The 19936-nt window shown below is 64.2% G+C and carries 22 protein-coding genes and 1 tRNA gene; 11 read left to right on the top strand and 12 right to left on the bottom strand.

What is annotated here, in order from left to right; all coding sequences use genetic code 11:
* Nucleotides 1-107: 107 nt before the first annotated feature.
* Complete coding sequence (locus NLN62_RS45250; protein WP_254113041.1) at nt 108-974, top strand: oxaloacetate decarboxylase; 867 nt, start codon at nt 108-110, stop codon at nt 972-974.
* Nucleotides 971-1270, top strand: coding sequence for an acylphosphatase (locus tag NLN62_RS45245; RefSeq protein WP_027526134.1), 300 nt, complete (start codon nt 971-973; stop codon nt 1268-1270). Before NLN62_RS45250 ends, NLN62_RS45245 begins: the two co-directional genes overlap by 4 nt.
* A 2-nt stretch (nt 1271-1272) precedes the next feature.
* On the opposite strand, the gene NLN62_RS45240 is transcribed toward NLN62_RS45245, so the two are convergent.
* Complete coding sequence (locus NLN62_RS45240; protein WP_027526135.1) at nt 1273-2790, bottom strand: PAS domain-containing sensor histidine kinase; 1518 nt, start codon at nt 2788-2790, stop codon at nt 1273-1275.
* A gap of 152 nt (nt 2791-2942) precedes the next feature.
* Here NLN62_RS45240 and NLN62_RS45235 point away from each other — a divergent pair, with 152 nt between their 5' ends.
* The 4 genes from NLN62_RS45235 to NLN62_RS45220 are packed head-to-tail and all read left to right on the top strand — an operon-like array spanning nt 2943 to nt 6046.
* Nucleotides 2943-3500, top strand: coding sequence for a GbsR/MarR family transcriptional regulator (locus NLN62_RS45235; protein WP_254113040.1), 558 nt, complete (start codon nt 2943-2945; stop codon nt 3498-3500).
* 17 nt (nt 3501-3517) lie between these two features.
* Nucleotides 3518-4183, top strand: a complete 666-nt coding sequence (locus NLN62_RS45230) for a DUF4166 domain-containing protein (protein WP_254113039.1) — start codon at nt 3518-3520, stop codon at nt 4181-4183.
* Nucleotides 4180-5616, top strand: coding sequence for a TIGR01777 family oxidoreductase (locus tag NLN62_RS45225; protein ID WP_254113038.1), 1437 nt, complete (start codon nt 4180-4182; stop codon nt 5614-5616). The genes NLN62_RS45230 and NLN62_RS45225 overlap by 4 nt, the downstream gene beginning before the upstream one ends.
* A 10-nt stretch (nt 5617-5626) precedes the next feature.
* On the top strand, nt 5627-6046 hold the full coding sequence (locus NLN62_RS45220; RefSeq protein WP_254113037.1) for a hypothetical protein: 420 nt from the start codon (nt 5627-5629) through the stop codon (nt 6044-6046).
* A 1-nt stretch (nt 6047) separates the two neighbouring features.
* On the opposite strand, the gene NLN62_RS45215 is transcribed toward NLN62_RS45220, so the two are convergent.
* The gene (locus NLN62_RS45215; protein ID WP_254113036.1) at nt 6048-6902 is read right to left on the bottom strand and encodes a LysR family transcriptional regulator; all 855 of its coding nucleotides are present in this window, start codon (nt 6900-6902) and stop codon (nt 6048-6050) included.
* Between the two features lie 114 nt (nt 6903-7016).
* Here NLN62_RS45215 and NLN62_RS45210 point away from each other — a divergent pair, with 114 nt between their 5' ends.
* Entirely contained in the window at nt 7017-7442 is a 426-nt protein-coding gene (locus NLN62_RS45210) for a 4-oxalocrotonate tautomerase family protein (RefSeq protein WP_254113035.1), read from the top strand.
* Nucleotides 7443-7497: 55 nt separating this feature from the next.
* Here the strand turns inward: NLN62_RS45210 and NLN62_RS45205 are convergent, their stop codons facing one another.
* A complete protein-coding gene (locus NLN62_RS45205) occupies nt 7498-8211 on the bottom strand; it encodes a DNA helicase (RefSeq protein ID WP_254113034.1) in 714 nt (237 codons plus the stop codon).
* Nucleotides 8212-8390: 179 nt separating this feature from the next.
* On the bottom strand, nt 8391-9128 hold the full coding sequence (gene lipB, locus NLN62_RS45200; RefSeq protein ID WP_254113033.1) for a lipoyl(octanoyl) transferase LipB: 738 nt from the start codon (nt 9126-9128) through the stop codon (nt 8391-8393).
* A gap of 68 nt (nt 9129-9196) precedes the next feature.
* Here lipB and NLN62_RS45195 point away from each other — a divergent pair, with 68 nt between their 5' ends.
* Both NLN62_RS45195 and NLN62_RS45190 read left to right on the top strand, forming a co-directional pair.
* Complete coding sequence (locus tag NLN62_RS45195) at nt 9197-9439, top strand: FliM/FliN family flagellar motor switch protein (protein WP_018647371.1); 243 nt, start codon at nt 9197-9199, stop codon at nt 9437-9439.
* A 135-nt stretch (nt 9440-9574) separates the two neighbouring features.
* Nucleotides 9575-9659, top strand: a tRNA-Leu gene (locus NLN62_RS45190).
* A 157-nt stretch (nt 9660-9816) separates the two neighbouring features.
* On the opposite strand, the gene NLN62_RS45185 is transcribed toward NLN62_RS45190, so the two are convergent.
* Nucleotides 9817-10764: a 2-hydroxyacid dehydrogenase gene (locus tag NLN62_RS45185; RefSeq protein WP_254113032.1), complete on the bottom strand. Its 948-nt coding sequence runs from the start codon at nt 10762-10764 to the stop codon at nt 9817-9819.
* Nucleotides 10765-10865: 101 nt separating this feature from the next.
* Here NLN62_RS45185 and NLN62_RS45180 point away from each other — a divergent pair, with 101 nt between their 5' ends.
* Nucleotides 10866-11621, top strand: a complete 756-nt coding sequence (locus NLN62_RS45180) for an SDR family oxidoreductase (protein ID WP_254113031.1) — start codon at nt 10866-10868, stop codon at nt 11619-11621.
* A gap of 45 nt (nt 11622-11666) precedes the next feature.
* Nucleotides 11667-12548 carry an NAD(P)-dependent oxidoreductase gene (locus NLN62_RS45175; RefSeq protein ID WP_027526146.1) on the top strand — a complete coding sequence of 294 codons (882 nt, stop codon included), beginning with the start codon at nt 11667-11669 and terminating at the stop codon, nt 12546-12548.
* A gap of 22 nt (nt 12549-12570) precedes the next feature.
* Here NLN62_RS45175 and NLN62_RS45170 read toward each other — a convergent pair whose 3' ends face one another.
* The 7 genes from NLN62_RS45170 to NLN62_RS45140 all read right to left on the bottom strand — a co-directional run bounded on the left by NLN62_RS45170 (nt 12571) and on the right by NLN62_RS45140 (nt 19907).
* On the bottom strand, nt 12571-13476 hold the full coding sequence (locus NLN62_RS45170) for an SMP-30/gluconolactonase/LRE family protein (protein WP_254113030.1): 906 nt from the start codon (nt 13474-13476) through the stop codon (nt 12571-12573).
* 39 nt (nt 13477-13515) lie between these two features.
* Nucleotides 13516-13854 (bottom strand): hypothetical protein, encoded by a 339-nt coding sequence (locus NLN62_RS45165; protein WP_254113029.1) that lies wholly within the window; start codon nt 13852-13854, stop codon nt 13516-13518.
* 109 nt (nt 13855-13963) lie between these two features.
* Complete coding sequence (locus NLN62_RS45160) at nt 13964-15064, bottom strand: substrate-binding domain-containing protein (RefSeq protein ID WP_027526149.1); 1101 nt, start codon at nt 15062-15064, stop codon at nt 13964-13966.
* Nucleotides 15065-15163: 99 nt separating this feature from the next.
* Nucleotides 15164-16216 (bottom strand): ABC transporter permease, encoded by a 1053-nt coding sequence (locus tag NLN62_RS45155; RefSeq protein ID WP_027526150.1) that lies wholly within the window; start codon nt 16214-16216, stop codon nt 15164-15166.
* Nucleotides 16217-16266: 50 nt separating this feature from the next.
* Nucleotides 16267-17766, bottom strand: a complete 1500-nt coding sequence (locus NLN62_RS45150) for a sugar ABC transporter ATP-binding protein (protein WP_254113028.1) — start codon at nt 17764-17766, stop codon at nt 16267-16269.
* 144 nt (nt 17767-17910) lie between these two features.
* Nucleotides 17911-18909 (bottom strand): LacI family DNA-binding transcriptional regulator, encoded by a 999-nt coding sequence (locus NLN62_RS45145; RefSeq protein ID WP_027526152.1) that lies wholly within the window; start codon nt 18907-18909, stop codon nt 17911-17913.
* Nucleotides 18910-19214: 305 nt separating this feature from the next.
* Entirely contained in the window at nt 19215-19907 is a 693-nt protein-coding gene (locus NLN62_RS45140; RefSeq protein WP_254113027.1) for an SDR family NAD(P)-dependent oxidoreductase, read from the bottom strand.
* Nucleotides 19908-19936 lie beyond the last annotated feature (29 nt).

Raw genomic sequence — 19936 nt, 5'->3', positions numbered from 1 at the left:
CGAAGCGACGAAACAATCCAGACTCCTCCGCGGAAAGATCCTGGATTGCTTCGCTGCGCTCGCAATGACGGAGTATGCTGGAGCGGCTTCGAAAGACAGGGAACACCATGGCCTTCCGTCAACGCCGCGAAAGATTGCGATCGATCCTCGCCGGGCTGGGCTGCGTCCGTCCCGGCTCGGTCTATGACGCGATCTCGATCCGCATTGCCAAAGATCTCGGTTTTCCGCTCGGCATGTTCGGCGGCTCGGTGGCCTCGCTCGCCGTGCTCGGCGATCCCGACATCGCGCTGATTACGCTCACGGAACTTGCCGAGCAGATGCGGCGGATGTCGAGGGCATCCGCGCTGCCGGTGCTGGTCGACGCCGATCACGGCTATGGCAACGCGCTCAACGTCCGCCGCACGGTGCAGGAGCTGGAGGCCGCGGGCTGCGCCGGCCTCACCATCGAGGACACCCTGCTGCCGCAGGCCTTTGGCGAGCCGAAGACACAGCTCATCTCGCTGGAGGAGGGCGTCGGCAAGATGAAGGCAGCGCTCGACGGCCGCAGCGATCCCTCGCTCGTCATCATGGGCCGCACCGGCGCCGCCGCGATCACGTCGATCGAGGACACCATCAGGCGCGCCCAAGCCTATGAGGCAACCGGCGTCGATGCCTTGTTCTTCACCGGCATCAAGACGCGCACCGAGCTCGAGGCGATCGCAGCGGCAACGCGTCTACCGATCGTGCTGGGCGGTGCGCCCGATGAGCTGAACGCCCTCGACTATCTCGCTGGCCAGCGCGTGCGCATCGCGCTGCAGGGCCACGCACCGATCGCTGCGGCAACTCAGGCCGTCTACGACACGCTAAAGGCGCTGCGCGAAGGGACGCCGCCGAAGAATCTCAGCGGTCTCGCATCGTCGGAGCTGACCAGCCGCATCATGCGCGAGGCCTACGTGAAAGCGCGTACTGCCGATTTCCTGGGGTTGAAGAGATGAGCCGCGCCATCCTCCAGGTCATGATCCGCGGCCGTGTGCAGGGCGTTGGCTATCGCGCCTGGGTCGAATACCAGGCGAGCGCGAGCGGGCTCGAAGGCTGGGTGCGCAACCGGCGCGACGGCAGCGTTGAAGCGCTGTTTGCGGGGCCTCCGACCCGCGTCGCCGAAATGGTGGCACTGTGCCGGCATGGCCCACCGTCCTCGCGCGTCGATAATGTCACCAGCGAAACCGCAGGCGATGACGATCTGAACCTGCGGCGGGCAGGCGAGGCGTTCTCGGTGCTGCCGACGGTGTAGAGTCACCGCGGCAGCTTGGCGATGGCGTCGCTGAGCTCGTGGATCTCGTAGGGCTTGCGCAGGATCGGGAAGTCGCCGCGCACGTCGGCCGCGGCGTCGCTGTAGCCGGTCGCGAGCAGGATCGGCAGGCCGGGGCGGATCTGGCGCAGGCGATGGGCGAGGGTGAGCCCGTCCATCTTGCCGGGCATCACGATGTCGGAGAATACGAAGTCGACGCCGTCATGCTCGATCTCGCGTAGCGCCTCCTCGGCGTCCGCCACGCGGCGCACCTGATAGCCAAGTTGCTCCAGGAGCCCGATGCTGACCAGCGCGACGTCCGGATTATCCTCGACCAGCAGCACGGTTCCGCTGCCGCGCGAGGGCGCGGCGGCCGCTTCGCGTTGTGGTTCGCTGGTCTCGCGCGGCAGGAGAATGGTGAATATCGTGCCCTTGCCGAGTTCGCTGTCCACCTTCACGGTGCCGCCGGCCTGATGCGCGAAGCCGTGCACCTGGGACAGGCCGAGCCCGGTGCCCTTGCCGACCGGCTTAGTCGTGAAGAACGGCTCGAAGATCTTGTCGAGCACGTCGGAGGGGATGCCGAGACCAGTGTCGGCAACGCTGATGGCCACGAACTCGCCGGCGTGAAGGGGGTCGGACAGCGCCACATTGCGGGCACCGATCGTCACGGTGCCGCCGTCGGGCATCGCGTCGCGCGCATTGATCACCAGGTTGAGCAGCGCCGTCTCGAGTTCGGACACGTCGGTTCTGATCGGCCATATCTCGCGGTCGATGTCGAAGGCGAGCCGCACGGGGCTGCCGACGCCGGCATGGAGGACCTCACGGATCGCTTTGATCCGCTCGCCGAAATGGATCGCCTGGGGATTGACGCTCTGCCGCCGCGCAAAGGTCAGGAGCTGGGCCGTCAGTGCGGCGCCGCGCTTCGTAGCCGTATCGATTGCGGAAATCGCGCGCTCCAGCTTGGCGTCCTGCTCGGCGCCCCGCTTGAGAACGTGAAGGCTGCCGCTGATGATCATCAACAGATTGTTGAAGTCGTGCGCGACGCCGCCGGTGAGCTGGCCGAGCGCGTCGAACTTCTGGGACTCCGCCAGTTGCTTCTGCATCGCCTCGAGCTTGAGCTCGGCGTTGCGGCGTTCGGTGATGTCGCGGGTAATCTTGGCAAAGCCGATGAGAGCGCCGTTCTCGTAGATCGGATCGATCACGACGCTCGCCCAGAAGAACGTCCCGTCCTTGCGGACGCGCCAGCCTTCTTCCTCGTAGCGGCCTTGTTCCCGCGCGATTCTGAGCGCGCGCGCGGGCTTGCCGTTGGCTCGGTCGATTTCGGTATAGAAGCGCGAGAAATGCTGGCCGACGATCTCCTCGGGCGAATAGCCCTTGATGCGCTGACCTCCGATGTTCCAGCTGGTGATGATGCCGGTGGGATCGAGCATATAGAGGGCGTAGTCCGCAACTCCCTCAACCAACAACCTGAAACTGCGTTCGCTATCGAACAAGTCTCTCTGTTGTCTATACTTTTGCGCCATTCTGGACCCCGCCTCGACGGGGACAAACGTCTTCGTGGCGGTCTTTGTTCCGCGCGCCTGAGCTCTTTTTAGGCAAATGTCGGGAACAGTATGCAAGGCAGAGGCCTCGCGTAACGCTTGACAGGAAATCGATACCGTCAGATATTTCTGTTATGACAGAAACAACCGGCAAGAAGAAACTGCCCGCCGCCGTCGAGCGCTTTATCCTGCACTGGGGCGACATGGGAGACGAGTGGGGCGTCAACCGCTCGGTCAGCCAGATCCATGGGCTCCTCTATCTGGCGGAAGCGCCAATGACGGCGGAGGACATCGCCGAGACGCTCGGCATGGCGCGGTCCAACGTCTCCAACTCGATCAAGGAGCTTCTGGCCTGGAATTTGATCCGGCGCGTACCGATCCTCGGCGACCGGCGCGATCATTTCGAGGCGGAGACCGACATCTGGGAGGTGGCGGCGCGGATCGCGGCGCGGCGCAAGGAGCGGGAGATCGATCCCGCGATCGTGGCCCTGCGGGCCTGCGTCTCCGATGCCACCGATGATCCGACGATCAGCCCGGTCGCAGCCAAGCGGCTGAAGGAGATGCTCGCCTTCACCGAGCTCACGGATCACTGGTTCATGCAGATGCTGAGAGTGCCGCGGCCGAGGCTGATCGCGCTGATGAAGCTCGGCGAGAAGATCGCCAACCTGCTGCCGCTGGGCAAAGCCAAATAGCTGGGGGGAGGGGTGAGATGACGTCGGCAAGATTACAAGGCTCTCACGCATCCTCCCCCGCTCACACCAGATTCCTCGATGATCGCCGCTTCCGCGCGCTGTTGTCGGCTGAGGATTGGGGGCGCCTGCCGCTTGCGACCTGGCGGCGGTTTTCCAAGCGGGTCGCTGTCGGCGACAGCGTCGTCTATGTCGGCGTGGTCGACGAGGTCGGCTTCAGCGAGCTTGGCTGGTGGTTCGCGCAGGCCGCGCGCCTGATCGGCGGCCCGTTGCCGACCGGACGCGACACCGGCGTGCCGATGATCGTCACGGTCACCGAGGATGGGAGGAGCGGCGGCCAGACCTGGACGCGCATCTGCGCGCGGAAGCGGGGCTTTCCGCAAGTAATCCATTCGGCCAAACGCTTCGCCGGACCGACCGGGCTCGAAGAATATGTCGGCTTCGGCGTCTCGATGGCGCTCCGTATCGCGGTGGAAGGCCAGGCGCTGACCTTTCGCAGCGCCGGTTATGGCCTTCAGCTGGGACGTCTCTGGATTCCCCTGCCGCAATGGCTCACGCCGGGCGACCTCACGGTGACCCACCGCGATCTCGGCGAGGGCTCTTTCCGTTTCACCCTCGACGTCACTCACCCGCGTTACGGCGCGCTGATCCACCAGTCCGCCGTATTCAGGGAGGCCGTATCATGACCCCGCTGTTGTGGACCCTCATCGCTATCCAGATCGTGATGGGGGTGTTCGACACCTTCTATCACCATGAATTCACCGAGCGCCTGGCCTGGCGGCCGTCGCAGCGTTTCGAGCTGAAGCTCCACGCGGTGCGCAACATGCTCTATGCGCTTCTGTTCCTGGTGCTCGGGTGGCTCGAGGTTCACGGGCTGCTTGCCGTCCTCATCGTCGCGGTGCTGGTCGCCGAGATCGTCATCACGCTGATGGATTTCGTCGAGGAGGATCTGAGCCGCAAGCTGCCGCCGAGCGAGCGCATCAACCACACACTGCTGGCGATCAACTACGGCGCCATCCTGGTGCTGCTGCTGCCGGTCCTGATCGGCTGGGCCATGCAGCCGCTCGGCGTGACGATCGCTTATCACGGCCTGCTCAGCATTGCCGCGACCGCTTGCGCGGTTGGCGCGGCATTGTGCGGCCTGCGCGACTTTGCTGTGACGCGGCGGCTCGCCCGCATGACCAGCGCGCCCGCCTGCGGCCTGGTTGACAAGTCGACCAGCCGCCAGACCATTCTGATTACGGGTGCCACCGGGTTCATCGGCAACAGGCTCGCGGCCAGCCTTGTCGCGGCGGGGCACCATGTCATCGCACTCATCCGAGACCCCGCAAAGGCGGGGATGCTGCCGCCACCGGTGACCTTGATCACGGGCCTCGATCAGCTAGCTTCCGACACGCCAATCGACACAATCGTCAATCTCGCGGGCGAGCCGATTGGCAACGGCCTGTGGACCGAGGAAAAGCGTGCAGAGATCCTCAATTCGCGGACGCATGTCACCGGCGAGGTCGTGAAGCTCATTGCGCGGCTTGAGCGCAAGCCGGCCGTGCTGGTCAGTGGCTCCGCGATCGGCTGGTACGGGCTGTGGGCCGACCAGGTGCTGACGGAATCGGCGAAGTCGCACGCCTGCTTCAGCCATGCGCTGTGCGATGCCTGGGAGAAGGCGGCGCGGCCGGCGGAGCAGCTTGGCGTCCGCGTGGTCTACTTGCGCATCGGCCTCGTGCTCGGCACCGAGGGCGGCTTCATCACGCGCATGCTGACGCCGTTCGAGTTCGGCCTCGGCGGTCCGCTCGGCACGGGGCGGCAATGGATGTCCTGGATCGAGCGTGACGATCTCGTGCGCCTGATCGCCTATGTGATCGCGACACCTGATCTCGCCGGCCCCATCAACGCGACCGCGCCGATCCCCGTCACCAACGCGAAATTCACCGACGAGCTTGCCCGCCGCCTGCACCGACCCGCGGTGTTTCGCATTCCGGCAAGCCTGCTCCGCCGGATCGGTGGCGGTTTTGCGGACGAGCTCCTGCTTGGTGGCCAGCGCGTGCTGCCGAACAAGGCGCTGAGCCGCGGTTTTGTCTTTCGGCACGAGACGCTGCGCAGCGCGTTCGAGGCGATCCTGTGAGGAGGGTGGGATGTCCGGCACCTTTGCGCGCACTTTCAAAGGTTGGCTCGCTGGCTGCATCGTCGCAAGCATCGTCGTCGAGCCCGTCATATTGGTCATCACGTCTCCATCCTCGCCGGAGGCTACCGACAGGCTGGCAACTGCTCTCGTTGTTGCCACGTGGACCTTGCCGCTCGTGCTCATCGTCACCTGCATTCTGACGGGCATTCCCGCTGCCATCACGGTTTGGCTGAGCGAGCGACACCGGATACGGTCATTGCCCTTCTTCGCTTGCGTCGGCGGTGGGCTCGGGACCTTGAGCCATGCCATCCTCTTCCAGGGCTTCGGATGGTTCAGCGGGCTCTTCATCGGCGCAGGATGTTTGGCTGGACTCGTCTACTGGTTCGTCGCTGGAAAGCGCGCGGGCGGCGAGAGCAAGCCGGCTTTCTGAGCTACGCGTCGGCGACGCTGCGGAATGTCGCCGCGAGCGTTCGTAGCGCCGCGAGCTTGGCGGGATCGCTGACCTTCGAATGCAGCATCACTGTCGATGTTCCGAGCTTCGGCAGCTTGTGTGTCGGCCCAATATCAACCAATCCCGGTGGCGCAATGCGGCGGGCGAGGGGCGCCACCGCAAGACCGGCAAGGGCTGCAGCCGCAACTGCCGTGACACCGCCGCCGACGAAGCTCTCAGTCCAGGCGATGCCGGCCTTGTCGAGTGCGCGCAGCGCGATGGCGCGGACGCCGCAGGGCGGCGCCAATGTTGCGACCGGCAAGGCGTCGCCGTGCGGCCAAGCGAAGCGTTTTGTCGCGAACCAGCCGAACTCGTCCTCGGACAGTTTTTCGCCGCCGCGGCGGCTGCCTTCCTGGCGGACGATCACCGCGTCGAGCTCGCCGGCATCATAGGCATCGAGCATTTCGCGGGAGAAGCCGATGGTGACTGATAGGGCCATCTGCGTGGTCATGGCATGCAGCCGCTCGAGCAGCGGCACCAGTTCGGGGCCCGCGGCATGGTCGGAGATGCCGAGCGACAACAATTGCGCGGTCGGCGTCTCGACCGATAGCGCGCGATCATGCGCGTCCATCAAGGCACGCGCCCGCGGCAGGAACATCACGCCGTCGACCGTCAGCTTGACCGCGCGCGGCGAGCGCTCGACGAGGCGCTTTCCGAGCAGCGTTTCGAGCCGCTGGAGTTTCAAACTGACCGCCGCCTGCGTGGTACCAAGCGCTTCGGCGGCGCGCGTAAAACTCTGCAGGTCGGAGACCAGCAGGAAGGCCTGCACCGTGGCGATGTCGAGGGTGGTTGTCATTATTGATTGTTATCACTGATATCACTTTAGATAAGATACCAAAATGGCGCGGTCGGGTCTAGCTTTCCCTGGACGCCGCACAGCAGCTGCGCGCCCTTCAAGGAGAGAACCACAATGCCCCTGATCACCGTGTCCTATTCGACCTCCCGCCAGTCGCCGTCGCTCAAAGCCGACATCGCGAGCGCTGTGTCCGAGCTGACCGCCAAAATCCTGCACAAGGATCCCAAGGTCACCGCCATCATCGTGAAATCGGTCGACGCGAGTGACTGGTTCGCGGGCGGCAAGTCGCTCGCCGAGCAGAAGCTCGCCAGCTACTGGATCGACATCCACGTCTCCGAGGGCACCAACACCAAGGACGAGAAGGCTGCCTATCTCGCCGCCATGTTCAAGCGCATGGGCGAAGTTCTCGGGCCCCTGCATCACGAGACGTACTTGCATGTCGACGAGGTGAGGGGCGATGCCTACGGCTTCGGCGGCCTCACCCAGGAGCGCCGCTACATCGCAGGCAAGCTCGATGTCGCACCCCAGAAGGCGGCGTGACGGTCAGGTCGCGGGCGAGCAATCACCCGCGACCCGGACCTGGTGCAGGGGATCGTCAGCTCGCCGCCCGGAACCGAACTTCGCCGTTGTTCAGGAAGCATGTCGTGTCAAAGAGCTTCAAATCCAGCGGATTTGGCAGCCTGACATCCCTGAGGTCGGGGCAGGGTCTGGTCGACAGTTCGTATGACCGATCAATCTGTGAGATGAAGACGATGATCAGTCCCTTGTCGCGTGCAAATGATTTCAGCGTGCGCACCTGAGTCGTCAGCTCGGGGTGTTCACGTTTCTGATCGAGCAGTTGCAAATAGTCGATCACCACCAAAGTCCCGCGGGGCGCGGCAGCCATCCGCTTCACAATGTAGTCGGCGCTGATGGCGTCAGAGCAATCGAGTTCGAACAAGCGATCGAATTGCGCAGGCTCCACGCCGATCGCCCGGAAACAGCCAAGGACATCCCGCTCGGTGTATTCGAGCGAGAAGAACGCCCCCCGACTGCCGGATTTCATGGCCTCAACGGCAAGTTCGAGGCTCAGCAGCGTCTTGCCATGGCCCGGTCGGGCTCCGACCAGCACCAGATCACCCGGCCGAAATCTGGCGAGCAGTTTGTTGGCCGGCGTCGCCGCGGCGGCTTTCGCTACGAGCAAGCTCCAGGCGCAGAAGCCTTCGCTCGCGGCGACGCGGTCAAGCGCCTCGTGGAGCGGAATGCCTTCTTCGCGGGATAAACTCTTCGCAGTACGCTTCAAACGATAGATGGGCGCAGACAACTTCATCGATCAAACCTCCCATTGCGAGCATGATCGCAACCCCTCCTGATGCATGGTGCTCGAACAGTCGGCCCAATGATCTATTCGCCCGGCATGATCTGTACTTTCCCGACGGAGGGGGGAGGCGTGGGCGACACCGGAATCAAGCATAACCGAGTCCCCGCCTGCGGAGAACTCGCGCGCAGCTACACCGTCGCTTGCATGAGCCGTGCCTTGACGGGGCCGAACAGCTCCTCAAACGCCTGCCGGAGTGCGACATCGACGTCGGCCATCGTCACGAGGTGGCCAAGGTCGACCAGAGAGGTGACGCCGTAGCGGGGATCGGTGACGCCGCAGGGCACGATCCCCAAAAAATGCGACAGGTCCGGCTCGACATTGATGGCGATGCCGTGGAACGATACCCAGCGCTTCAGCCGCACGCCGATCGCGGCGATCTTGTCCTCATGGCCCGGCCCCTTGTCCGGCCGCTTCACCCAGACGCCGACCCGGTCCTCGCGCCGCTCGCCGCGGACGTTGAAGGCGTCGAGCGTGCGCAAGATCCATTCCTCCAGGCTCGCGACATAGGCCCGCACGTCGGGCCGGCGGCGCTTGAGGTCGAGCATCACATAGGCAACCCGTTGGCCGGGCCCGTGATAGGTCAGCTGCCCGCCGCGCCCCGAGGCAAAGGTCGGGAATCGGGCATCGAGCAGGTCGGAGGCCTTGGCGGAGGTGCCGGAGGTATAAAGCGGGGGATGCTCGAGGAGCCAGACCAGCTCCGGCGCTTCGCCCGCGGCAATCGCGGCCACCCGTGCCTCCATGGCGGCCACGGCCTCGGGATAGGGGACCGGGGCATCTGAGATCCGCCACTCAACGGGCTCCCCGCCGGGGGCGGAAAACGGCGTCAAATCGAGGTCTTGGCGCTGATTTTCGGGGCTATTAACCATTGGCTAACCATAACGTGGTGATCATCACAGGCGCAAATGCAAGAGTCTCCAGTTGCGGCGGTGCTGACGTGCCCACTCTCGACAAAGTAACCGTGGATCTCATGGTCGTCCTCGGGACGACCACCATGCCGATCCATCAGGTATTACGTCTTTCCCGTGGCGCCATCATCGAACTAGACGCAACCGAGGCCGACGAGGTCAAGGTTTTGGCCAATAACCTGCCCGTCGCCTCCGGCGTCGTGCTGGTCGACCGCAACCGGATCGCGGTCGAGGTCAAGCAGATGCTGCCGCGCTCGCCCGGGACCCGGTAACGGCGGGAGCCGGGGCGAAACTTTCCTCAGAAGCTTGTGGAATTTGCGGCCTCAGCAGGCTTGTCCCCCCCTGATGGATTTGTTAGATCGGCGCCGGTTGATCCGGCCGGCGCAAGCCCAAGCCGGCTTCTTAAAGCGCTCGTGGCGGAACTGGTAGACGCGCTGCCTTGAGGTGGCAGTGGGTAACACCGTGGGGGTTCGAGTCCCTCCGAGCGCACCACCCCCGCTTTTGGCGTTGAAATCTCGCGATTTTTTCCGCTTGGTACGCTCAAAAGTTACTGTGCTCGTTTTCTGGCATCAGCAAATCGGCGATGTCTGCGTCTGATCGTAAGCGATCAGTTCGTCCATGCCGTCGAATCCAAGCCGCTCGCAGGAATTCAGAGGACGGGGCTGGGCAGCGGGTGCCCGGCGAAATGCGCGGCGAGATTGTCTCGCATCAACTGGCCCATGGCCTTGCGGGTCTCGACCGTCCCGGAGGCGTGATGAGGTTGCAGGAGGATGTTAGGTAGGCTGAGGAACTTGGGATTCAGGTTCGGTTCACCGTCGAAGACATCGAGCGCTGCCGCCCCAAGCTTGCCATTGGCAAGCGCCTCGATGAGCGCCTCCTCGTCGATATTGGAGGCACGCGAGACGTTGACAAGGAGCCCGTCAGGCCCGAGCGCCTCGAGAACCGAAGGCCCGACGATGTGCCGCGTTGCGGCGGAGGCAGCGAGCGTGACGAACAGGACGTCTGAACGCTCGGCGAGCGCGACCGGATCGGGAACGAAGGTCCAATCCTTGCCGTGAGGCTTCGGCTCGATGTCGCTATAGGCGATATCCATGTCGAAGCCGGTCAGCCGACGTGCCACTTCAAATCCGATGCGCCCGAGTCCGAGCACGCCAGCGCGCTTGCCCCAGACCCGTGTCCTCAGGGGATAGAGTCCCTTGGCGGCCCAGGAACCATCGCGCACCCAGCGTTCGGCGCCGTTCACGCCTCGCCATTGCGCGAGCATCATTGCAATCGCGAGATCAGCCACATCCTTCGTCAGCACGTCGGGGGTGTTGGTCACGCGGATCCCGCGCGCCCGGCAGCTATCAAGATGCACCGCATCGAAGCCCACACCGTAGACTGAGACGATCTCGAGCTTTGGGCAGGCCGCGATGAGCTCGGCGCTCGCGCCGAGCTCGCCGCGCGTGGCGATGGCTCGCGTGCGCGCTCCAACCTCGGCGAGGAGGGCAGGCTTGTTACTGGTCTCGAAATAGCGGTGCATGACGTAAGCGGCGTCGAGAGGGACCTGATCCCACTCCGGATACGGGCCGATCTGCAGGACTTCAGGCTTCGACATGGGGTGAGCGCTCCTCTCGGTCATGGTCTTGACGAAATGTTATCGATAACATAGTCAGGCGCAGGGGTAATTGTCGAGATGCAACAAGAAGGGGAGATGGAATGGCGCTCAGCTTGTTCGATCTGACAGGGCGCCGCGCCCTCGTGACCGGGTCTTCTCAAGGCATTGGCCTCGCGCTTGTGCGCGGCCTCTCCGAGGCCGGTGCGGAGGTCGTGCTCAATGGCCGCGACGAGACCAAACTCGCGGCCGCGGCCAGTACCGTTGTGGGATCGCGAACACTCGCCTTCGATGTGGCCGACCATGCCGCGGCACGTACCGCCATCGACCGCTTCGAAGCCGAAATCGGACCTATCGACATTCTCGTCAACAACGCGGGTATGCAGCACCGCGCGCCGCTCGAGGATTTCCCCGCGGATGCGTTTCAGCGCCTCCTGCAAACCAACATCGCCTCGGTCTTCAATGTCGGCCAAGCCTGTGCGCGTCACATGATTGGGCGGCGCGCCGGCAAGATCATCAATATCGCCTCGGTGCAGACGGCGCTCGCGCGCCCGTCCATTGCTCCCTATACGGCGACAAAGGGAGCAGTCGGAAACCTGACCAAGGGCATGGCGACGGACTGGGCGAAACACGGGCTGCAGGTCAACGCGATCGCGCCCGGCTATTTCGATACGCCGCTAAATGCCGCACTCGTCTCGGATCCTGCTTTTTCGGCCTGGCTCGAAAAGCGTACGCCGGCGGGCCGCTGGGGCAAAGTGGAGGAACTGATCGGCGCCTGTATTTTCCTTGCCTCAGCCGCTTCTTCCTTCGTCAACGGGCACGTGCTCTATGTCGACGGCGGCATCACGGCCTCGCTCTGAGGCGGTTGCCTAACCCATCCAACGGACCACCGCGGAGATGTTGAAATGTCCCGTTCAGTCGCATTGATCGGCGCCGGCGCCATGGGCGGCGCGATTGGAACTCGACTTGCTGAACGCGACACCCGCCTCCTGGTGTTCGACCTCGATCCCAAAAAGGTCGCTGCCCTCGTCGAAAAAGGGGCGACAGCGGTCAGCTCCGCTGCGAAAGCAGCGGCCGAGGCCGATGCAGTGATCCTCAGCCTCAACTCGCCAAAGATCGTGCGAGCCGCTGTCTTCGGACCGGCGGGCGTGGCTGAGGGAGCGCGGAAAGGCACGCTCGTCATCGACATGTCCTCGATCGATCCGGAAGCCACGCGCGCGCTGGCCGCAGACGCGGCCGCGGCCGGTCTGCGCTGGGTCGACAGTCCACTGTCGGGCGGTGCCCCGAAGGCGCTGATCGGTCAGTTGACGTGCATGGCCGGTGGCGAAGCCGCCGACGTCGCCGAAGCGCGGACGGTGTTGGCTGAAGTCGCCTCGAATTTCACGCATATGGGTCCGAGCGGCGCCGGCCAGACCACGAAACTGATCAACCAAGTGCTCTGCGGTCTCAATTTCCTCGCCGTCGCCGAGGCGACAGCGCTGGCGGAGGCCGCCGGTGTCGCGGCCGCGAAAATCCCCGAGGCGTTGCGCGGCGGGCGGGCCGACAGTGCCATCCTGCAGGAATACATGCCGCGCTTCGCATCGCGCGATTATCGTCCGACGGGCCGCATCGACAATATGGTCAAGGATCTGAGCGGCGCGCAAGATCTTGCCAGACAGACGGGTATCGCCATGCCGATGACCGTTGTCTGCGCCGAGATACATCGCCTTCTGACGGCGGTGGGGCTCGGCGCGATGGATCAGGCCGCGCTCATGGAATTCTGGGCCCGGCGAACGCCGCCCGCGTGACAAAGAACGCGGGCGGACGGCTTCATGCAAGCCCGTGGGCATTGACGAAGATCGCGTAGAGCGAGGTCTGCGCGGTGATATAGAGCCTGTTCCGCTTCGGCCCGCCGAAGGTCAGGTTGGAGACGATTTCAGGCACCGGAATACGTCCGATCAGCGTGCCATCCGGCGCGTAGACGGCAACTGCATCCGCCGTCGATGTCCAGATATTGCCGTTCCGGTCGAGGCGGAATCCATCGAAGAACCCGGCCGGGGAGGTCGCGAACATGCGGCCCTCACCGACTGCGGCACCGTCCGGCGCAACGTTATAGACGCGTATGACGGCCGGTGTGTCCGGCACATGGGTGGCACCCGTTTCGGCCACATAGAGCAGCCGCTCGTCAGGCGAGAAGGCGAGACCGTTTGGCCTCACCATGTTGGTCACGACAGCCGAAACTGCGCCGCTCGTCGGATCGAAGCGATAGACATTGCTCGCGCCGATCTCGCTTGGTCCGGCGTGCCCCTCATACTCGCTATCGATGCCGTAGGTCGGATGGGAGAACCAGACCGTTCCGTCCGACTTGACCACGACATCGTTCGGGGAATTGAAGCGGCACCCTTCGAAGCGGTCGACAAGTCCCACCCATCGGCCGTCGGGCTCCAGCCGCGAGATGCGGCGGCCGCCGTGCTCGCAGGCGATCACACGCCCGAGGGCGTCACGGGCATGACCGTTGTGATAGCCGCAGGTGCTCTCGAACACCGAGACCGAGCCGTTGGTCTCGTCGAAGCGCAACACGCGGTCATTGGGAATGTCCGACCAAAGTAGCGACTTGGCGGCGGGCACATAGACCGGGCCCTCGGCCCAGCGACTGCCGGTCCAGAGCCTGTCGAGCTTGGCGTGTCCGATGATCAGCGCCTGGAAGCGTCGGTCGAGGATCTCGTAGGTGCTCACGGTATCAGTGTTTCCGAGATTGCAGCGCTGATAGCATGATCAGTCGGTCGGCAGCGCAAAGTCGTTGGCCTTGAAGACCGTGTGGAAGATGGAGCCGTCGAACATTTCGGCCAGCCCCTTGGTCACCTCGCGGCTCTCGAGGCGAACCGGCGAGGCCAGCGCTTCGTCGATTGCCTTGCGCGAGGGATAGCGGATCGCCAACACCATCTCGTAGTGCTGGGCATCGCTGTCGCTCTCATCCTGGCGCAGCACGCGAACCTCCTCGGCGCCAGGAAAGCGTGTCCACAGCGGCACGAGCTTCTCGCGGACATAGGCGGTGAATTCGGCTTCGCGCCCGGGCTTTGCGCGGCCACTGAAAAAAGCACAACGGATATACATCGGCACTTGCTCGTCTGTCTGGTGGAGGTGAAGCAAAAATCGGCGGTCAGCTTGTGACCGACCGCCGAGTGAGCACGGTCACGGTTGCTCGGGGATAGGGAAGGAACGCCTACTCGAAGCCCCAGGCCTTCTTGTAGGCGTTACGGTAGCCATTGCCCGGGTCGAACGTATTGGTTGGGCCGCCGTCGAATTCGACGTTGGTCTTGGTCACCACATGCAGCGGCGAGACATATCCCGACCATTTCTCTCCAGCCATGGCGCGGTTCAATTCGTCGACGAGCTGCCATCCTTGCAGGTTCAGGGGCTCGGCCACGGTGACGGCCTGGTAAGCGCCGGAACGGATGCGCTGATAGGCGCTTTCGGAGCCATCGCCTGCGGCCACGTTGACCGGCGCGCCGGTGCCTTTGATGCCGGCCGCAGCGAGGGAGGGGGCCATGAAGTCGTAGTAGAGGTCGTTGATCGCAAGCGAATGCGTCCAGGCGGCACCATGCTTTTGCAGGAGCGAGGTGGTCAGCTGCGGCATGCGCGTCGAGGTCTCGGCGATTGGCGTATCGACCCATTCGAGAACCTTGCCGCCGAGCGCTTCGATGACTTCCTTCATCTTCTTGGCCTTGGCAATTGCGATCTCGTAGGTCGAGTCGGTGAAGATGATCACACCCGGCTTGCCGTTGGCGTCGACGAAGCTCCAGTTGGCCGCGGCAGTGGAGACGGCCATCGGATCGGTCGTCACATTGGCGAAGACACCGGCTTCGGGTACTGGGCCGATGACGGGAGCGGCGTGCCAGGAGACCATCGGGATCTTGGCGGCCTTGGCTGCCTCCATGCCCGGCTTCTGCTCGATCGCGTCGAAGCCGCAGATGACGAGGCCATCGGGCTTCAGCGTCATGGCCTGGCCGAAGGCGGCGGTGCGGCCGGAGACCGATCCGGCACCGTCGAGCGTGCGCACGGTCCAACCGGCTGCCTTGGCAGCTTCTTCGATGCCCTTGGTGACACCGAGAACGCCGCCGTTCTTCATGTCCGAGGCAAGCACAACGATGGTCTTGCTCTTGGCAATCTTCGGACCGGAGGTCGGGCCGTCCCACTTGTCAACTTTGGACGCATACTTGTCGACGAAGGTTTTCGCGTCCGCGAGCGGGTCGGCGTGGACGGAAGCAAGACCGAATGCTAGCCCGGCGACGACAGCGCCGGTTCGGAGGATCGAATGCAACATAGAGCGTTCTCCTTGGTGTGATTGTCGTTCCGGTTTCTCGCCGGACGTTTCGTTGTTGTCGGCTTGTCGCCGATCACGAAATCCATGGCTGGTCGTGCCTCAGGCCTTGCGGTCAGGTGCTCCGGCCGGCAGCTTGGCAACGGCGCCGCGCTTTCTCTGCGCGTAGCCGGCCATGCCGATCGCGGCGAGCAGCGTGAGGCCGTTGAAGAGCGGCTCGACCCAGAAAGAACCGCCGAATTGCTGGATACCGGCGATGCCGACCGCGAGCACGGCGACGCCGATCATGGTGCCCCAGACGTTGACGCGACCGGGCTTGATCGTGGTCGAACCGAGAAAGGCGCCGACGAGAGCGGGCAGGAGATATTCAAGGCCGACACTCGCCTGGCCGATGCGCAGCTTTGAGGCGAGCAGAACGCCAGTGACAGCGGTCAGCACGCCGGAGGCCATGAACGCGCCGACAGTGAACCGCTGTACGGGAATGCCGTTGAGTGCAGCCGTCTTGGGGTTGGCGCCAATGGCGTAGATGTAGCGCCCGATTGGCAGATATTCGAACATGAGCCACATCGCCACCGCGAGGACGAGCACGTAGAAGCCCGTGATCGGCAGACCAAAAACCATCGTCCCGTTGAGGGCGAGGAAGCCTTCCGGCAGGAGTGCGACGACCTGCCGGCCGCCGGTGTGCCAAAGCGCCAGTGCATAGAGCACCGTACCGGTGCCGAGTGTTGCGATGAAGCTGTCGATGCGCGCGACCTCGACCAAGAGGCCATTGAGAAGACCGGTGAAGGCGCCGAGGCAGATGACGACGAGGACTGCGGCCGGCCACGGCAAGCCAAGGGCGGTTTGCAGGCTGATCACCAGGATGTGCCAGAGCACGATGCCATAGCCGACCGTAAGGTCGATCTTGCCCGCAGCCATGGGGATCATCGCTGCAAGGGACAGCATGGCGATGATCGACTTGTCGGAAATGATCGAGCGCAGGTTGAGGAGCGTTGGAAACGTGTTGGGCAACAGGATCGAGAACAGGACGATCAGCGCGACGGTGATGATCGGCAGGCCGTAGACCGGCAGGAGCCGCGTGAGCTTCTGCGGCAGCGAAGCGCCGGCGAGATCGGCGCGCGTCGGCTCCAGAGCGTTCGACTCGATCGAATTCATTCCCATGCATTCCTCCCGACGGGCCTCTCGTCGGCCCCTGCGATTGTCCCTTACGCGGCCTCGGAGGCCGAGGCGGCGGTGATCAGGGCTTCGGTCGTCAGATCATCTCCGGCGATCTCGGTGATGATCCGGCCGCGGTTGAAGACCAGCGCGCGATGGCAGATATGCGCGACTTCCTCGAAATCGGTGGAGACGACGACGACAGCGAGTCCCTCTGCGATGGCGCGCGCGATGAGCCGATAGATCTTCGCCTTGGCGCCGACATCGACGCCGGCGGTCGGATCTTCGGCCACGAGCAGCTTGCGGCCCGTCGCAAGCCATCGCCCGACGACGACTTTTTGCTGGTTGCCGCCTGAAAGTCCTTCGATTGCGAGATGCGGATCATTGGGCCGCAAACCCACCATGGCGCCGAGCCTGATGGCCTCTTCCGCCTCGCGCCGCGGCGCGAGCACATCGAACAGGCCGCGTCCGGAGGCGCCCGGGTTGAGGAAGACGTTCTCCCGGATCGACAGGGAGGCGGCGATCGATTCCTCTGTACGGTCGCGGGCAACGAGACCGATGCCAGCAGCCATTGCCGTCACCGGGCTGGACAGATCCGGCACCGAGCCGTCGATGCGGATCTCGCCGCGATGCGCCACCGCGCCGAACAGGGCGCGGCCTACTTCTTCCTGGCCGGCGCCGCGCAGGCCGACGAGGCCCAGGAGCTCGCCCTCGCGCACGTCGAAATCGACCGGCCCGGACTTCGGGGTGATCAATCCTTTCACCGTGACGCGGGTCGTGCCGGAGTGGCAGGCGGCTTTCTCGAACATGTCGAGCAGCGGCCTGCCGACGATCTGCCGCACCAGATCCTCGGGTGAGGTCTCGCTGATCGCATTCTCACCGACAAGCTGGCCATCGCGCAGGACGACAACGCGGTCGGCGATGCGGAAGATCTCGTCGAGCCGGTGCGACACGTAGATCATCCCGACGCCTTGCTGGCGCAAGCGCCGCAGCGCTGCAAACAACCGCTCCACCTCATCCGCAGGCAAGCTCGCCGTCGGCTCGTCGAGCACGAGGAAATCGCATTTGACGACGAGCGCCCGGGCGATGGCGACGAGCGATTTCTCGGTGCGCGACAGGCTCGATACCCGCGTGGTCGGATCGATATCGCAGCCCACCAGGGCGAGAGCCTTGGTTGCGCGCGCCTCGGCGCCGCGCCAGTCGATAAGGCCGAACGGCCGCGTCCGCGGAAAACCCTGGGCCAGCCCGACATTCTCTGCGACCGTCATCCATTCGACGAGGCCGAGATCCTGATGGATGAAGGCGACCGGCTGGTGATCGGCACGGCCACCCGGGGCATGATGATAGGATTCGCCTGCGATCGTCACCGCTCCGGCATCTGGACGATGGATGCCGCCGAGCACCTTGATGAGAGTCGACTTGCCCGCGCCGTTCTCGCCGAGCAAGGCGACGATTTCGCCTCGCTCGACGCCGAAGCTGACGCCTTTGAGTGCGCGCGTGCCACCGAAAGACTTGACGATTCCATCAAAGCGCAGCGCACCCGACGCCATCCTTAGGTCCCCCTCCGCGATCGCCGGCCGGGGCGCGAACGATTGCGAGGATCCCGCAACCGGCGGCCGAGCTCTTTACGATGGCGAGCTTATTGTTATCGATAACATCGTAGCCGGTTGGTGGGAGCTGTCAAGCCGTGCGGCTCAGGTGCTTTCGCGTTCAATGACCTGGAAGGGGACAATCAATGTCTCTGGCCCCGGTGTTCGTTTCTCCCGAACGTCGTCGAGGGCGCCGAGCAGGACGCGGCCTGCCTCTAGCCCGATATTGCGGCAATCGACGGCGACAGTTGTGATCCTCGGCCAGCAGCAGCGCGAAACTTCGAAGTCGCCGAAGCCGGCAACCGCGATCCGGCCGGGTACCGCCCAGCCGCGGCGGTGGCACTCCATGATCGCGCCAAAGGCAGAGAGGTCGGATACGCAAACGGCCGCGTCCACATCAGGCCACTGCTCGATCAGGTGGACGATGGCTTCGCCGCCCTGTTCCATCGAGATTGGCGGATTGCCGAACGAGATGGTGCGCCCGGGTGGCAGGCCGAGCTCTTCGACTGCCCGCTTGTAACCGAGCCGGCGGTCGGCGCCGCGGGTGTCGCGCCTGCTCGCGCCGCCGATGAAGGCGATGTTGCGGTAGCCCTGATGGTAAAGCCGGTGCACGAGCGCGCGTGAAGCCTCGGCGTTGGAGAAGCCGACGACATGGTCGATCGGATCGGCGGGCAGGTCCCAGGTCTCGACCACCGGAATGCCGGCGGATTGCAGCATCCGGCGCGCCTTTGGCGTGTGCCGGCCGTCGGTGACGATGATCCCGTCGGGCCGGCGCGTCAGCATGGCCTGCACGAGCTGCTCTTCCTTATCCATGTCGTAGTCGGTGTAGCCGAGAAGCATCTGGAGCCCTTGGCTTTCGATTGCCTCGGTGATGCCGCGAGCGGTATCGGAGAAGTTGGAGTTGTTGATCGAGGGGATGAGCACAGCTACGAAGCCCGTCCGTTTCGAGGAAAGTGCTCCAGCGGAAAGGTCGAGCACATATCCGAGTTCTTCGACGGTCGCGAGGATCCGGCGCCGCGTTTCCTCGGAGACGGCACCGTCGCTCTTCAGCGCACGTGAGACGGTCATTGCGGAAACCCCGGCCCGTGCCGCCACCTCCGCCATGGTCGCCGGCCGCTTTGGGCTCTTCCTGATCTGAGTCCGCTTCATCTCAATGCAGTCTTTGCTTGGTGAACGTAGTCGGGATCGAAGCCGGCAAGCCGTCTCTGCCGAAGGATTTCGGTGCTGCAGCCGCGATGCCGAACGAGTTTATGGTATCGATATCAATCACCGCAATGGGGTCGATAGTAGAAAGGGTTCCAGGCAAATTGGCGGGAAACCGGCACGCAAGATCGAACGCATCCGGAACTACCTTCGCCTCACGGCGGGGGTTCGTGTCGCCACGCGAGCCACGCGGCAATCCGTATGCGCTACAGCATCGGTTCGAACTGGCAGTGAACGAGCAGTTCGGAAACGGAGGCGTTGTTCGGCAGCATGAGGGCGGTTTCGACGAGGCGAGCGATATCGCCCGGCTGGCTCATCTCATGGCGGGGGATCTCGTCGTCCTTCAGCGTCATGTCGGTGGCGACATAGCCCGGGCAGATGACGGTGGCCCGGATTCCTGCCGCGCGTCCCTCGCGGCGGATACCGTGGGTGAGAGCGACGACGGCAAATTTGGTCATGGCATAGCCGACATTGCTTCCGACGCGCTTGCCGGCGAGTGACCCTAGATTGATCACCCGCCCATGACCGCAGGCGGCAAGATGGGGAAGGGCGGCCCTCACGAGGCGCAACGGACCTTTGACGTTGACCCGCCACATTTCGTCCAGCTCATCCTCGCCATCGTCGGACACGCGAACCCTGGGGTTGATGCCGGCAGCATTGACGATGGCGTCCACACCGCCCCATCGCGCGATCGTTGCCTTGACCCATGATACCGGGCTCTCCGCGTTCTCCGCGTCATAGCGATGTGTCATGACCCGCTCGCTCTCCGCGAGACGGCTGGGATCACGAAGTCCGGCCGAGACGCGAAAGCCCGACGCCACGAGCCGGTCGACGACGGCGCCTCCGATGCCGCGCGAGGCGCCGGAGACCATGACGATCCGATTGTTGACCTCGAGCATGTGCGGCTGTCTCCAGGGGGAAGGGTTAG

Source organism: Bradyrhizobium sp. CCGUVB23 (assembly GCF_024199885.1).
In the GTDB taxonomy this organism is placed as follows: Bacteria; Pseudomonadota; Alphaproteobacteria; order Rhizobiales; family Xanthobacteraceae; genus Bradyrhizobium.
This window is presented reverse-complemented; position numbering and strand designations above follow the sequence as displayed.